Below are 15,033 nucleotides of genomic sequence, written 5' to 3'. Positions count from 1 at the left end.
GATGAAAAGTTGAACGATAACGAGGAAAATATGGCCGAAGATACTGGTGAAGGCACTGAAAGGAATATCGGTGAGGATGAAGAAGTAAGTCCTACCGGCGATACTGGCAAGGGTAGTGTAGATAAGATCATACCCATGAACATCGAGGACGAGATGAAGACCTCGTATATCGATTATGCCATGAGCGTAATCGTTGGCAGGGCCCTGCCCGATGTGCGTGATGGCCTGAAGCCTGTGCACAGGCGTATCCTGTTCGGTATGCAGGAACAGGGTATGACCCGCGATAAGCCCTACAAGAAATCTGCCAGGATCGTGGGTGATGTCATGGGTAAGTACCATCCCCACGGCGACGCAGCCATTTACGACACTATGGTCAGGATGGCCCAGGATTTCAATTTACGTTATCCACTGGCCGATGGACAGGGAAACTTCGGTTCCATTGATGGAGATTCGGCTGCAGCCATGCGTTATACCGAGGTTCGCATGGACCGCATCGCTGAGGAGATGCTGGCTGATATTGACAAGAACACGGTAGATTTCATACCCAACTATGACGGGTCCCTGGAAGAACCGCTGGTGCTGCCCTCCAGACTGCCCAACCTGCTGGTGAACGGTTCGACTGGTATTGCCGTAGGTATGGCTACCAACATGGCACCTCATAATCTCAATGAAATAGTGGATGCGGTGAACATGACCATCGATGATCCGGATGTAGAGATCCAGGACCTGATGGGCGTGGTCAAGGGCCCTGATTTTCCTACCGGTGCTTATATTTTTGGTAGCAGCGGGATTCGCAGTGCATACCAGACCGGGAGAGGCATTGTGAAGATGCGGGCAAAGACCAGTATTGAGGAAAGTAAGAATAAAGAGAAGATAATCATTGATGAGGTGCCTTACCAGGTTAATAAGGCCAAACTCATCGAGAATATCGCCGAACTGGTCAAGGAAAAGAAGATTTTTGGCATTACCGACCTGCGGGACGAGTCTGACAGGGATGGCATCAGGGTAGTAATTGAACTGGCCCGTGGTACGAATGCAGATGTGGTTCTGAACCAGCTGTATAAACATACCCAGATGGAGTCCTCTTTTGGTATTATCAACCTGGCACTGGTGGACGGCCAGCCCCAGGTGTTGACCCTCAAAGAACTCATTGTGCATTTCATTGACCACCGTGTGGTGGTTATCACCCGGCGCAGCCAGTTCGAACTTGAGAAGGCCCGCAAGCGCGCCCATATCCTGGAAGGTCTGCAGATCGCACTGGACCATATCGACCAGGTCATTACCCTTATCAGGGCAAGCAAGACCGTGGACGAGGCCAGGAACGGACTGATGTCTAATTTCGACCTCAGTGAGGAGCAGGCTAAAGCCATACTTGATATGAGGCTCCAAAGACTCACCGGTCTTGAACGGGAGAAGATCGATAACGAACATAAAGAACTGCTTAAAACCATTCAGTGGTTGCTTGAGCTGTTAGCTGACCGGGCCAGGATACTGAACCTCATTAAGGAAGAACTGACTGATATCAAGCAGCGTTATGGTGATGCCAGGCGCTCCCAGATCATCGAGGGTGCAGTAGACCTGGAGGATGAGGACCTGATACCAGTGGAAGAGGTGGTGGTCACTATCTCCAATGGCGGGTATATCAAACGCATGCCCATTGACACGTACAGACAACAGCGCAGGGGCGGTCGCGGCGTCATCGGCATGGATACCAAAGAAGCCGATTTCGTGGAGGACCTGTTCGTGGCATCTACACATGATTATATCCTGTTCTTCACAGACCGGGGACGCGTCCACTGGCTCAAGGTCTATGAGATACCTGACGCGTCAAGACAAAGTCGTGGTAAAGCCATAGTCAACCTTATCGAAGTGGAGACCGGTGAAAATGTCACTGCCCAGATACCGGTAAAGTCGTTTGAAGAAGGGTATTATCTTATCATGGCAACCAGGTGCGGTGTAGTGAAAAAGACCGACCTGTCAGCGTTCAGGAATCCCAGACGCGGAGGCATTATAGCCATAACGCTGGATGAAGGGGATGAACTCCAGACCGTTAAACTCACAGACGGTACCAGGGACATTATTATTGGAAGCCGGCACGGCAAAGCGATCCGGTTCTCTGAGACCGATGTTCGCACAATGGGCCGCAGCGCCAGGGGCGTTCGCGGTATCCGGCTTGTCAATAATGATCATGTGGTCGGGATGGATATCGTCAGGGATGACGCAACCCTGTTGACCATTACCGAGAACGGATTCGGGAAACGGACCGAGTTTGAAGAATACCGCAACATCAACAGGGGCGGCCAGGGTGTCATAACCATCATATCCAGCATTCGCAATGGCCTTGTGGTAGATGTAAAAGCAGTGAACGAATCTGATGAACTTATGGTGACCACTTCCGGCGGCATCATTATCCGGGTACCGGTATCAGATATCAGGATACAGGGGCGCAATACACAGGGTGTGAAGATCATGAACGTACAGGGCGCAGATAAAGTGATGGGTGTTGCCCGGGTTGTACGTGATGATAGTACTATTGTAGATACTACCATTGAGAATGATGGTTCTGAAGATACTGCCATTGAGAACAGTGGTATTGAAGATAGTACCATTGATAATAATGGTTTTGAGGATACTACCATTGAGAATAGTGGTATTGAAGATAGTACCATTGATAATAATGGTTTTGAGGATACTAGCATTGAGAAAGATAGTATTGAGGATACCAGTATTGAATAAGATAATATATTATTAAAGCATGAATATATTTAAGAATTCTTGAAATTAGAGGGGATGATGCTGATATGCAAGAATTAGTCGCAATGCCGACTTTGAATGGAAACATCTTATCGGGCCAGATGGACCCTGGTGAGTTTGAGGAACCGGTGGAGATACTGGTAAAACTGGCACTGGATGGGGAGATAGATCCCTGGAATATCGATATAGTTGACGTTACTGACAAGTTTTTCAGGCACGTTGAGAAAATGGAACGCATGGACCTGCGGATATCTGGCAGGACGCTGCATTACGCTGCTATCCTGCTTCGCATGAAGTCCAATGCCCTGGTGGAAGTACCGGTGATAGAGGACGATTCATGGGTCGATGAGTATGATTTCTTTGAAGTGGATGAGTATCCGATTCCCAGACCACCTGTGCGCCGCCATTCCCACAGGTCGGTCACTCTGAACGAACTCATTATGGAACTGGAAAAAGCCGAAGTAGTGGAAAGACGCAGAAGTATGCGCCACCAGACAAAGGAACATCTGCAACTTACCCGTCATACTACTGAACAGGTACTGGGGATAGCCCACGAAGAGGATATCGAGGGCAGAGTGAAAGACCTGCGGACTCTAATAGCAGAGTTGCTTTATGATAGAAATTACATTTTACTTGGTGAAATATTAACGGGTGACCGTTCAAATAAACTTATGACCTACATCTCGCTGTTATTCCTGGCAAACATGAAGGAAGTATGGCTTGAACAGGAAGAGCTCTTTGGTGAATTATATATCCGGTACCCCGAAGATTCGGGGGTATGTTCATAGGGGACCGCGAAATAATCGAAGCAGCTTTGTTTGCTGCCGGTGGACCGGTAGAATCGGGTGCGTTAAAGGAACTGGTAAGCAAGCGCAATAAGGTTCCTGCTATTATAGAGTCGCTGGTAGAGGAGTACCGGCAACGCCAGACCGGGCTTGAAATAATTGAACTGGAAGGCAAGTACGTGATGCAGGTCAAACCTGAATATGCCGAACATGTCCGCAGCGTTGCACCCAGGGAACTGCCATCTCCTATACTCCGTACACTTTCCATGATAGCGTATCACCAGCCTTTGCTCCAGAGTGACCTGGTTGAGAAGCGGGGTAATGCCACGTACGACCATGTAAGGGAACTGGAAGAGCGGGGGCTGATAAAACGCACTCCACAAGGCAGGAGTATGATGCTTTCTACCACACATGGATTTGCCGAATATTTCGGACTTGAGTCCAGTGAACCTGAATATGTCAAGCAGAAGATAATTGAAATGGTATCACATGACAGCCAGGTCGGGCTGGACAAATGGCTGGGTGTGAAAAGGCCCATCGGCGTGACCAGGGGATACCTATCCCTGATGTTCTTGCTTGGTATCGAGGACTTTAAAGTTGTTGAACCTTACCATCCCACTCAAAGTGAAATCGAACGAATGAATTCCCTGAGCAGACTGGTAATCGCAAAAGGATATGGTGAAAAGGCTGCAGAGTATTTCAATGGTGAGATCATTGAGATTCAGGCCGTCACTTTTGATGACCTGCTAACTACCATAGACAAGCTGTCTAATCTGGGTACAAAGGATAAGGTCAATGCAGCTGTTGAAAAAATCAAGATATTGAAAAGTCAATACCTTTCCCGGGCCATGGGCGTGTCTGCCAGGGTAAAACCAGGTACTGATATGGTTTCACGGCTTGTTTCCGATATGAAGCTCAACGTGTCCGCTAAGGGAATGCTGGTGGCGCCCGATTACGGGCTTTCCTCGGATGGAGTGGATGTATCCAGAGATGCCGATATACTGGTACCCACACACAGGAACGCTTCCGATGATATCGTGGAGCGTGTATGCCAGCGGTATGAGGCAATACTCAACGGTATTGCTGCAAAGGAATTTAAACTCTGATAGATATAAGTTATCAATAGAATATGGCAGATTATGATGTAATAGTTGTTGGTGGCGGCATCAGTGGCCTGATGGCTGCCATGACACTATCCAAACACGGAAAAAAAGTGCTTGTCCTGGAAAAACGTAAAAATGTTGGAGGTAACTGCAACAGTTATATGGTTGACGGGTTCCAGGTAGATACCGGAGTGCACGCTATCACACACCTCAGGGAAGGACCGCTGCGCAGGCTTATAGATACGTATTTTAATTACACTCCTGTATTACTGGACCACGGGACCTATCATGTCCGAACCCATAAAGGTATTTCTAAGATACCATCCACGCTAAAGGAATTCGCTACTTTTGACGTGCTTCCAAAAATGGATCGGTTATTACTGAGCCAGACGATTACAAAGGCAATTACCCAGACTACCCTGGGTACTGAATTGACTCACCAATCAATGTATGATTACCTGCCAAAAGGTCTATCGCAGGATGCCCTGGACTTTATCGATGCTATCTGTTATTCATTGTCAGGCAGGTCCATGAAGGAGACCTCGGTGCATAGAGTAATGACTGGCAGCAGTTTTATGCGGGATAGTGTTCCTGAGAACTTCTGGGAGGATGAGGAAATTGCTTACTCGTACAGGGCCCTGCTCATGAACCACCTGTCCGGAGGACAACTAAAGGAACATCTGTCAGTACTCACGCGACTTGCAGTGAATAATATCGGATATTCACAGGCATACCCTCGTGGTGGACTGAAAAGTTTCCTCAATGCTGTATTGTATTCCCTATCAAATGCAGTGGAAATAAAGACTTCATCAAAAGTGACACAGATATTTTCAAGGGAAGGTGTGGCGAAAGGGGTGATGACGGATCAGGACACATATACTGCTGATGCGGTGGTGTATACTGGTTTTATAAAGGATATGCCTGATGTGGTTGATAACCTGCCGGCATCATATATCCATGAACTTGAAGGGGTTGTTCAGACCCGTAGTGTTACTATCTGGCTTGGTCTTGATTCCAGGTTACCTGAGTTTGATTATAAAGGTTCTGAGATATGGTTCAAACCAAGAGCTTATTGGGCCATGCCCATCAGCAATTATGATGCACAACTGGCACCGCCAGGGAAGCAGCTGGTAGGATTTACTTTCATTGCAGACGGATCCGTACCCATTGATGAGGACAAGAAGCGGATGTACAATACCATTCTCGGGGCATTACCAGGAATCGAGGACCATATTGAGATGAAACATTCCCAGACCACCATTCCGGAGAAGGCGGCAGTGACCATCAACGGTTATTTTGCACAGCCCAGGACACCGATAAAAAACCTGTATCTGGCAGGTACTGATACTGACCCGCGCAGTATGGGAATAACCAGGGCAGGGTATTCAGTACTGGAACTCTTGAAGGTCATGAGGGATGAGCAGCACATCAAGTGAATTTAGCTGTTCTTTTTGCGGTCCCGCATATATTCCGAGAAACCTGAATTGAGCAATACCAGGATGCCGCTTATGAAGGTGACCAGTCCGAATTCAAGAGGGTATGTCAACTCACCTTTTATTATGAGCAGGATACCGGAATGCAGTACGATCAAACCGATGATGAATGCTGCGATCTGGGGGCGTTTTTCTACAATACCGTAGTAAAGAGCGGTGGCAACCAGTGTTCCGACGCCGAAAGAAATGTATGGTGATGGTTCGCCGGTTTCACTCTTCATCACTATGCCTCCCAGCAGGAACACGAGACCAAGGAGAATAAGGTAATACATCTTTTTGCTTTTTTTCATTTCAACGACCCGGAATATCTACGGTATGAAATGTATTTATATTTATGCAGTATAATTATCTCAACGGGATGAGAAAAATGGTTGAGGTAAAAAGTCACAGTTTTTTCAAATTTCTGGCGCCGGTCTATGATTTTGGTGCCAGGGTGGCCATGTTCGGCCAGTATGAACGTTTAAGGCAGCAGTTACTTGGTAAGGTCGAGCTCAAGAAAGGCAGGCGCATATTAGATATGGCGTCCGGCACTGGTTACCTGGCTGAAAGGATGGGTGCTGTCGACCTGGTATGCACCGATATTTCAGTGCATATGTTAAAACGGGCCAGAGCCAAGGCGAAAGGGGATTTTGTGCTGGCTGATGCGCACAGGCTGCCATTCAAGGATGGGGTGTTCCATGGTACTGTTTCAAGTTTTGCTATGCATGAGGTGGGGAGGCCCGGAGAAGTATTGGGTGAAATGTTCAGGGTATTACGGCCTGGTGGTGAGATTGCTGTGATGGACGTGGTGCAGCAGACCAGGTTTTCAAAGAAGATACTGCTTGAGATATTCCATACATGTGTGGAGATGCGGACTGCGAACTATGTGGATATAGCGCTGTTAAAGGATGCTTTCAGGGCGGTTGATGGGTTCAATATTCAGCTGGATATGTTCGGGCTGGTGGCTCTGGTGTGGGGGAGGAAGTAAAAAAACAATGGTAGATGGAAAAATTGTAAATATTATCTCCTTTTAATAGTACATAAAGTATAACTTTTTGTACTCAAGTTTATCCGACCACAGGGAGGATTTTCTTGTTTATAGCTACCCGCGCATCTCCCCTATCTTGCCCGCAATATCCCGTGCAATCCTTGACTTCCCACCCTTTTTATCCACCAGCACCCGCCCGCTGACCTCCCACCAGTATTTGGGATATGCCTTATCCTTCTCAACCACCGGATTCAGGCCCAGTTCCTTTGCGGCCCGGTCAATCTCCTTCAACTCGGGTGATGTCACAGAGCGCTTCCTTGAAATGATGCGCCCTCCGCTTCTGCTGTTGCCTTTATCGATATAGGCGGGCCATATCACATACTTATCCCTGTCGCGGAGCATAACTCCAGTTATATCATTCATACAACATGAACGTTTTTACACCGCAAAGACAGAACTGTTCCTTTCAGACCAGCCTGGGATCGGCGATCTCGCCCTTCAACGCCGATGCAGCGGCAGTCTCGGGTGATGCCAGGTACAGTAGTCCGCCCCTGCCCATCCTGCCCTTGAAGTTACGGTTTGACGTCGACACACACACCTCTCCCTCGGCCAGCACGCCCAGGTGAGCACCCAGGCACGGCCCGCAGCCCGGTGGTCCAAGGGTTGCCCCTGCCTCAATGAGGGAAGTGATATATCCCAATTCGATAGCCTCAAGCAGGACTGTTCTTGATGCCGGTATCACGATGGTGCGTACCGCTACACTGCGCCCTTTCAGGATACGTGCCGCAGCCTCCAGGTCTTCCAGCCTGCCGTTCGTACACGAACCGATGAACACCTGGTCAACAGCCGTTCCCGCTACCTCATCCACATCACATACATTGTCCACATTGTGGGGTCTGGCCACCTGCGGAGGAAGGTCACCCACATCAATATGTATCTCCTCGCAATATCCGGAATCCTCATCAGCAAAGACCGGCGTATACGAATCCACAGCCCGGCCTTTCAGGAACTCATCGGTCTTGGTGTCAGGCGGCACGATCCCTGCCTTCCCGCCCATCTCAATGGCCATGTTGCACAGCGTCATCCTGCCCGCGATGCTCAACTCTTCAATGGCCGAACCGTAATATTCCATGGCCTTATAGGTAGCGCCGTCAGCACCGATATGCTTTATCACGTTAAGCGTCAGGTCCTTCGCAGATACCCGGTCCCCCAGTTTTCCCTCAACAGTGACCCTCATGGTCTGGGGCACCCGGAACCACAGCTTGCCTGATGCAAATATCTCGGCCATGTCAGTGGCGCCAACACCGGTACCAAAGGCACCAAAGGCACCATAGGTACATGAATGGGAATCTGCGCCCACTATCAGCCTGCCAGGAAGGGCAAACCCCTGCTCTGGGAGTACCTGGTGGCATATTCCCTCACCCACATCATACATGTTCGGGATACCTTGCTGCCGTATCCATTGCCGGATGTCGTACTGCAGGTTGGCAGCCACATCAGTGCTTGCAGGCACAATATGGTCAAACGGGATGACTATCCGTGCCGGGTCCCAGACATTCGGGACCTCCATTTCCCGAAATGCTTTCACTGCCAGTACACTTGTACCATCATGCGCCATGGCACAATCCACATCGGCAATCACGAAATCACCTGCACGGACATCGGAATTCGATGCCCTGCCAAATATCTTTTCACTGATAGTCGCCAAAACCGTTACTCCTTGTTACTTATGGGTAAGTTTTTATTTATATTGCGATAAGGGTAACTGCACGAATCAGCAGAAAGTTACCTGCAATACTTTAAGGTGAATGATATATCTATAATTATTAATATTAACGTTTTGGCAGAAAACCTTACTTATGATGTGGATAACTAATGACCCATAAATAGGTGATAACATGCAGTATTCCAGAAACAAACTGGTCGAACTTGTTGGAAGAAAACCCGGTGACTTCGAAATATGTGATGTCACACTCAGGGACGGAGAACAGACCCCCGGAACCGCCTTCACGTCTGACGAAAAGAAACGTATGGCACAGGAACTTGACAGCATCGGCGTCGAAGTCATCGAAGCCGGCTTCCCCATTGTTTCCCAAACCGAGCGGGATACGGTCAGGGAAATTGCAAAAATGGGCCTGAACGCAAAGGTTTGCTGCCTGTCACGCTCAATAATCAGCGACATCGATGTTGCCATTGGTTGTGAAGTGGATATCTTGAGCATGTTTATTGCCACATCTGATCTGCACCTGAAATATAAATATCACAAGACATGCGCCGAAGCCACAACCTGTGCTATGGATGCCCTGGAATATGCCAAGGACCACGGGTTAACGGTGCGGTTCGCTGCAGAGGATGCCACGCGCACGGATGTCGGCACCCTGAAGAGCATATTCAAAATGGCAGAGGAGCGCGGTGCCGATTACGTGAGCATTGCCGATACAGTGGGAATACTCAACCCTGCCACAGCGTATTACCTTGTCAGTGAGATCAAGAAAGATATCAAGACCGACATCTGCATACACTGCCATAACGACCTGGGCATGGCGACTGCAAATACCCTGGCCGCAGCAGAAGCCGGCGCAAAGCAACTCCACACTACTGTAAACGGTATCGGGGAAAGGGCAGGCAATGCTGCGCTGGAAGAGGTACTGATGTCACTGATGGTACAGTATGGCATTGAACGGTACAATACCCAGAACCTGGCCAAACTTTCAAAGCTGGTCGTGGAATACTCAGGAGTGAAACTGGCAAAGAACAAACCGGTTGTCGGTGATTTTGCTTTTGCGCACGAGAGTGGTATCCACGTGGCTGCCATTATGGAAGAACCCAGTACCTATGAACTATTTTCACCTGAGATCGTAGGCGGTAAACGTAGCCTGATAATCGGGAAACACACCGGCACCAAGGCACTTAAAGGCATTGTGTTGAGCATGGGGTACAACCTGAACCATGACCAGTTATGCGAACTGCTTGCGAAAGTGAAGGACTGCACCCAGGCCAAGCGAGGCATACCCTGCAAACGCCTGGACGAGTTTATCAAGGAGATCCTGATGCCGGATTAAGGTTATGGCTCCGGAGCCATACCGCAACATACCATGTCAATACATGGTACACTTGCCGCGTACCAGGAGTACTGATACACCGCTCTTTTCAAGTTCAGCAGTAAGGAGCGTGGCAAGTTCCGGTTCTGAAATATTCTCAATATCAAGCAGGGTAGTATCGGGTACCAGTGTCCGCACCACGTCTGTCATGTCAGGTACTTCCTGCCCGCCTGTAAGGGCAGCAATAGTATTCTGGAGCACCACCACCAGTACGTCCTTATGGTGATGAACGGCTTCGATAAGTCCCTGCAATCCGGTATGTACCAGTCCGTAATCGCCTATGAGGGCTATACCTTTTTTATCAAATCCTGTAGCAGTGGCAATGGATGACCCCAGTGAATATGCCAGGTCCACCACTCCCATGGGCGGGGGGGCGGTCCTGACCGAGCAACCCAGATCTCCTGCAACAGGTATATCTATTGTTCCAAGCACCCGGTACAGGACATGATAGGGGCAGTCATCACATATATTCCGGGAGAAACCCCTGCTTTCGATGGTCTCAGGAGAAATCGATGGAGTGATAGTATCCCAGTCAATCTTGTTTAGTGCCTGAATGATGTCAGAAGCCTCTACCTTTCCATATCCTATGTGTCCGGTTAATTTTCCCAGCACTCCTCTGCAGGATAATTGATTTTCTATGACACTTTCGCTCTCTTCCACTACCAAGGTCCTTTCATGCCGGTTGATAAAACAATTGATTCCCTTTATCGGCAGCGGATTAACAATCGTAAGTGCCAGATGTGAAATATCTTCTTTTCCATCCGATATTATCTGCTCGACCAGAGTGGAAAGATACCCGGACGATATTATGCCACGTTTCTTACCACGTTCAGAACGTACTTTCAATTCAGATTCTGCAGAAACATGTTGCATCCGGGGATATGATGAGGTGTGGAACAACTGATGTTTTCCTTTCATAGTATACGACCATACATTCCTATCAAATGTTGGGAGTTCCACTACTTCTGGCTTGGTTCTTTCTACAAAACCAGTCTCATTGTTCAATCTGTCAGTGATGCGGATTATCACCGGTGTGTGCACCTCTTCAGAGAGCTTGAACGCCTGGCACATGCTGCTATAAACGATAGCAGGGTCGCGCGGGTCAAAGACCGGCACTTCCGCAAGCAACCCATAGTACCGGGAATCCTGTTCGTTCTGGCTCTGCTGTATTCCGGGGTCGTCACCTGCAATAATTACCAGCCCGGCTCCTATAGTGTGGGTGACTGATGTGACCAGCGGGTCCGCAAGCACGTTCATACCGACATGTTTTACAATAACCACTGCTCTGCGTCCTACTGCTGAAGCGCCAAGTGCTGCCTCGAGTGCTACTTTTTCATTTATCGACCAGCGCGCTTCTATACCGGAATCCTTCAGAAGTTCCATTATTCCTGAAATAGGGAATCCGGGGACACCGGTGGCAAGGCTTACTCCCGAGTCAAGGATACCGAACACAAGGGCCTGGGCCCCTGTACATGAGTTTGACATCGTGCGTTTATTTATTGCTGGTAATATTTAAGGATAGTCAAAAAGACTTCATTGATTATATGAAAGGGGGATATTTAATCCCCCATTTGGCCCACTCCAGGCATTGTAGCCCATAGGTCTTAATTCGCTGATATGCTCACTATTAATCAGTATAATTAGATCACATTTATACTTTACGATGTATTGATAAATGTTAATATTTATATATATCCATACCACAGATATTATATGAATCTCGATAGTTTTATATACAGTTCCGTATTATTGTTGTCATTGCACAAATATTACAATTCAGTGCAAATAAATTGGATGTGGGAGTTTCGACACGTTGTGACAATCTATCGGGCCGTAATCCCACTGTACCCGAAGGCATAGCATTGGTGTGATTTGAAGGTTTTTAAAGATTGCTGGTTATGCTTCCGGAGTAAAAGAATAAAGAGGAAATGATAATATGAAAAGAAACAAAAAAATAATCATATGTGCAGGAATTGTAGTTATTGGATTGATGATTATAATTTATACTCCTTTACTTATGTATAAACCATTGGAATTTGCTATTACTAATTATGATGTTGAGAACCATGAGGTAACTGTAGTAATATTTGATACTGATGGGAAATTGATATTCAATGAAACGTACATGTCAAGCCCCGGAATTCCGATAAATTCTAAAAAAATCGTTGACAAAAGAGGAGACTATTTATTTAAAGTTCGTTTAGATGATAATATTACTGACACAATTATATCAAAAAAGGAATTCGGGAGGGTTAGTATATTTTTATGTGGATATGAGGACGGAAAAATATGCGGATCTGAGGGCGGAAAAAATGTTCCCATACGGATATTACAATTTACTAATTAACCACAAAATTGGCGACCGTGTCCTGGAATAAATCAATCATACCTCAAAGCTTATTAGTGGAAATAATAAAAAAAAGTGGACTTTTATAATATAAATTATTCTCTGACGGAACCTTTGAATTTCGAAGTGAAAAATTATGACGCGAGTGAACATATTACACAAGTACTTAAGGATTAAGAAGATGGAATCGCAGGTGAAAGTCAAATGAAGATAAAAATTGCCTTGATAATTATTGTATTATTACTTTTAAGCACAATTGCATACTCAATTAGTGTGGATAAAACGTCTCAATTCCCTCACTATACACCAAATGAGTTAAATGAACTATACCTGAAATATAACATAACTGAGAATGATATCAAGTTTGCAAACGGTGAGTTGCCTCACTACAAGGATGGAACGGTTTTAGATGGAAAAACAAGAGTCATAGTCACTGAAACTGGAGAACCACCTGAAGGGTCAGTAGAAGGGGTGGATTATGATGCTGTAATAACAATGGATGAGATGATGACAATTGAACAAGAGGCACGTGCGACATATATTCAGAAATATGGTGTTGACCCTGCAAACCCAAAATTAGATACTATAAATGGCACTCTTCTTCCAGTGGAAGAAGTCCGGAGACTTGTTAAAAAGGGATTTATTTATCCTTCAGAATAATATGAAGCCCAATTTATGCGAGGTATGGATCAAAAAGTCAGAGTCATTGGTCGATTCGCAGATAATAATGGCAACATTGAAATTTTTAAAAGTGCCATATACAAAGAATATCTTGTAAACATATCTCTAAATATTCGCACTCAATATTGGTATTTCTCGCAACATAACCAAAAATGATAAGAACCTTATAAGGCGATTTACTATTACCAACCATTCATGGGGGAAATACAATGGATAGACCTTTAATAGTACTGAATTTCAAGACATATACTGAAGGCACAGGTGCCAATGCTGTCACAATTGCCCAGGCATGCAAAGATGTTGCTAACGATACCGGAGCCAATATCGTAGCTGTACCCCAATTACCTGATATACACCGCGTGGCATCTGCCGTGGATATACCTGTTTTTTCGCAACACATCGACGGTATTGGGGCAGGAAGTTTCACCGGCCATATCATGGCAGGAACCATAAAAGAAGCTGGCGCCACAGGTACGCTTATCAATCATTCAGAAAGAAGGTTGGGGCTGGCAGATATCGACGCATCCCTGTCTGCGGCACGCCACGTGGGACTGACCACCATCGTGTGTACCAACAATATCGCCACCACCCGGGCAGCATCGGCACTGGGACCTGATTACGTAGCTGTTGAACCACCTGAACTTATAGGGTCGGGCATACCAGTATCAAAGGCAGACCCTGGAGTGGTCTCGGGCTCGGTGGAAGCGGTCAGGCAGGTGAACCCCTCCGTAAAAGTACTGTGCGGTGCAGGGATCAGCAAAGGGGAGGACCTGAAATCTGCACTGGAACTGGGCAGTGTGGGTGTGCTCCTGGCCTCGGGGATTGTCAAAGCCAAAGACCCAAAAGCTGCTCTCTATGAACTGGTAAGCGGCATCTGAATGCCCGTTTATCAGTTGTATCAGTTTACGTGTGGATCTAATGGACTATCTTCGATATGTCCAGTTCAAGTATATCCTCAGCACCCAGGCTTTTCAGTTTTGGTATAAGGATATTTATTTCACTTTTATCGACCACAGTTTCAACTGCATAGAAATCTGACTTATAGAGTTTGCTCACGGTCGGGTTCTTCATGGAAGGAAGGGCTTTAACAACAGCGTCAAGATTATCCTCATGCACGTTCAGGTCGATGAGCACTTTCCCCCTTGCTTCTATTACGGCAAGGAGCAGGGTCTTGATCTCCTCAATAGCCTTTCGCTTTTTTGGGTCTTTCCATGCCTTTTTGTTAGCAATGAGCTTGGTAGAGGACTCGGCGATCACATCCACTATCTTAAGATTGTTCTTCCTGAGCGTGGACCCGGTCTCGGTGAGGTCAACCACTACATCAACCAGTTCTGGTACCTTTGCTTCGGTCGCACCATAGGAAAAGAATATCTCCACAGGTATCCCCAGTTTATCGAAGAATTCTTTCGTCATGTTGGGATATTCTGTGGATACCCGGCTGTTCGGTTTGATATCTGAAGCACTTTTAATGGAATCGTCCTGCTGGGGAACTGCGATAACGATCTTCACATTACCGGCACCCTGTTTGCTGTACGGGAGGTCAGCAACCTCTACGACGTCACTGTTGGATTCCAGTATCCAGTCCCGGCCGGTGATACCAAGGTCAAAATATCCCTGTTCCACATATTTGGCTATTTCCTGTGGCCGCAATATCTTCACCCTGCTTATTCGGGGGTCGTTTATCTTTGGGTTGTATTCCCTGTCTGTTTTCTTTATAGGAAGGTCTGCCTGTTTGAACAGCAGCAATGTCTGTTCTTCCAGACTACCTTTTGGTATAACTATATCTATCATAATAAATCCTC

General features: G+C 46.9%; 14 protein-coding genes. 9 read left to right on the top strand and 5 right to left on the bottom strand.

What is annotated here, in order from left to right; translation table 11 throughout:
• Positions 1–30 precede the first annotated feature (30 nt).
• The 4 genes from gyrA to K0A89_03620 all read left to right on the top strand — a co-directional run bounded on the left by gyrA (position 31) and on the right by K0A89_03620 (position 6,078).
• The gene (gene gyrA / locus K0A89_03635) at positions 31–2,736 is read left to right on the top strand and encodes a DNA gyrase subunit A (protein ID MBW6517575.1); all 2,706 of its coding nucleotides are present in this window, start codon (positions 31–33) and stop codon (positions 2,734–2,736) included.
• Between the two features lie 65 nt (positions 2,737–2,801).
• On the top strand, positions 2,802–3,542 hold the full coding sequence (locus K0A89_03630; GenBank protein MBW6517574.1) for a segregation/condensation protein A: 741 nt from the start codon (positions 2,802–2,804) through the stop codon (positions 3,540–3,542).
• On the top strand, positions 3,539–4,645 hold the full coding sequence (gene scpB, locus K0A89_03625) for an SMC-Scp complex subunit ScpB (protein ID MBW6517573.1): 1,107 nt from the start codon (positions 3,539–3,541) through the stop codon (positions 4,643–4,645). The genes K0A89_03630 and scpB overlap by 4 nt, the downstream gene beginning before the upstream one ends.
• A gap of 23 nt (positions 4,646–4,668) precedes the next feature.
• Positions 4,669–6,078 carry an NAD(P)/FAD-dependent oxidoreductase gene (locus K0A89_03620; protein ID MBW6517572.1) on the top strand — a complete coding sequence of 470 codons (1,410 nt, stop codon included), beginning with the start codon at positions 4,669–4,671 and terminating at the stop codon, positions 6,076–6,078.
• Between the two features lie 2 nt (positions 6,079–6,080).
• Here K0A89_03620 and K0A89_03615 read toward each other — a convergent pair whose 3' ends face one another.
• Positions 6,081–6,425, bottom strand: coding sequence for a hypothetical protein (locus K0A89_03615; protein MBW6517571.1), 345 nt, complete (start codon positions 6,423–6,425; stop codon positions 6,081–6,083).
• 68 nt (positions 6,426–6,493) lie between these two features.
• Between K0A89_03615 and K0A89_03610 the strand changes: the two genes are divergently transcribed.
• Positions 6,494–7,102 (top strand): class I SAM-dependent methyltransferase, encoded by a 609-nt coding sequence (locus K0A89_03610; protein MBW6517570.1) that lies wholly within the window; start codon positions 6,494–6,496, stop codon positions 7,100–7,102.
• A 114-nt stretch (positions 7,103–7,216) separates the two neighbouring features.
• Here K0A89_03610 and K0A89_03605 read toward each other — a convergent pair whose 3' ends face one another.
• Both K0A89_03605 and K0A89_03600 read right to left on the bottom strand, forming a co-directional pair.
• Complete coding sequence (locus tag K0A89_03605; GenBank protein ID MBW6517569.1) at positions 7,217–7,504, bottom strand: signal recognition particle protein Srp19; 288 nt, start codon at positions 7,502–7,504, stop codon at positions 7,217–7,219.
• 64 nt (positions 7,505–7,568) lie between these two features.
• The gene (locus K0A89_03600; protein ID MBW6517568.1) at positions 7,569–8,810 is read right to left on the bottom strand and encodes a 3-isopropylmalate dehydratase large subunit; all 1,242 of its coding nucleotides are present in this window, start codon (positions 8,808–8,810) and stop codon (positions 7,569–7,571) included.
• A 190-nt stretch (positions 8,811–9,000) separates the two neighbouring features.
• Here K0A89_03600 and K0A89_03595 point away from each other — a divergent pair, with 190 nt between their 5' ends.
• On the top strand, positions 9,001–10,164 hold the full coding sequence (locus tag K0A89_03595; protein MBW6517567.1) for a homocitrate synthase family protein: 1,164 nt from the start codon (positions 9,001–9,003) through the stop codon (positions 10,162–10,164).
• Positions 10,165–10,200: 36 nt separating this feature from the next.
• Here K0A89_03595 and K0A89_03590 read toward each other — a convergent pair whose 3' ends face one another.
• Entirely contained in the window at positions 10,201–11,688 is a 1,488-nt protein-coding gene (locus K0A89_03590) for an indolepyruvate ferredoxin oxidoreductase (protein MBW6517566.1), read from the bottom strand.
• 451 nt (positions 11,689–12,139) lie between these two features.
• Between K0A89_03590 and K0A89_03585 the strand changes: the two genes are divergently transcribed.
• The 3 genes from K0A89_03585 (at position 12,140) to tpiA (ending at position 14,109) form a co-directional block, all read left to right on the top strand.
• Positions 12,140–12,550 carry a hypothetical protein gene (locus tag K0A89_03585; GenBank protein ID MBW6517565.1) on the top strand — a complete coding sequence of 137 codons (411 nt, stop codon included), beginning with the start codon at positions 12,140–12,142 and terminating at the stop codon, positions 12,548–12,550.
• 204 nt (positions 12,551–12,754) lie between these two features.
• Complete coding sequence (locus K0A89_03580; protein MBW6517564.1) at positions 12,755–13,210, top strand: hypothetical protein; 456 nt, start codon at positions 12,755–12,757, stop codon at positions 13,208–13,210.
• A 230-nt stretch (positions 13,211–13,440) separates the two neighbouring features.
• Complete coding sequence (gene tpiA, locus K0A89_03575) at positions 13,441–14,109, top strand: triose-phosphate isomerase (GenBank protein ID MBW6517563.1); 669 nt, start codon at positions 13,441–13,443, stop codon at positions 14,107–14,109.
• Between the two features lie 37 nt (positions 14,110–14,146).
• Here the strand turns inward: tpiA and hisG are convergent, their stop codons facing one another.
• The gene (gene hisG, locus K0A89_03570) at positions 14,147–15,022 is read right to left on the bottom strand and encodes an ATP phosphoribosyltransferase (protein MBW6517562.1); all 876 of its coding nucleotides are present in this window, start codon (positions 15,020–15,022) and stop codon (positions 14,147–14,149) included.
• Positions 15,023–15,033: the final 11 nt, after the last annotated feature.

Source organism: ANME-2 cluster archaeon, from assembly GCA_019429385.1.
In the GTDB taxonomy this organism is placed as follows: domain Archaea; phylum Halobacteriota; class Methanosarcinia; order Methanosarcinales; family Methanocomedenaceae; genus Methanocomedens_B.
This window is presented reverse-complemented; position numbering and strand designations above follow the sequence as displayed.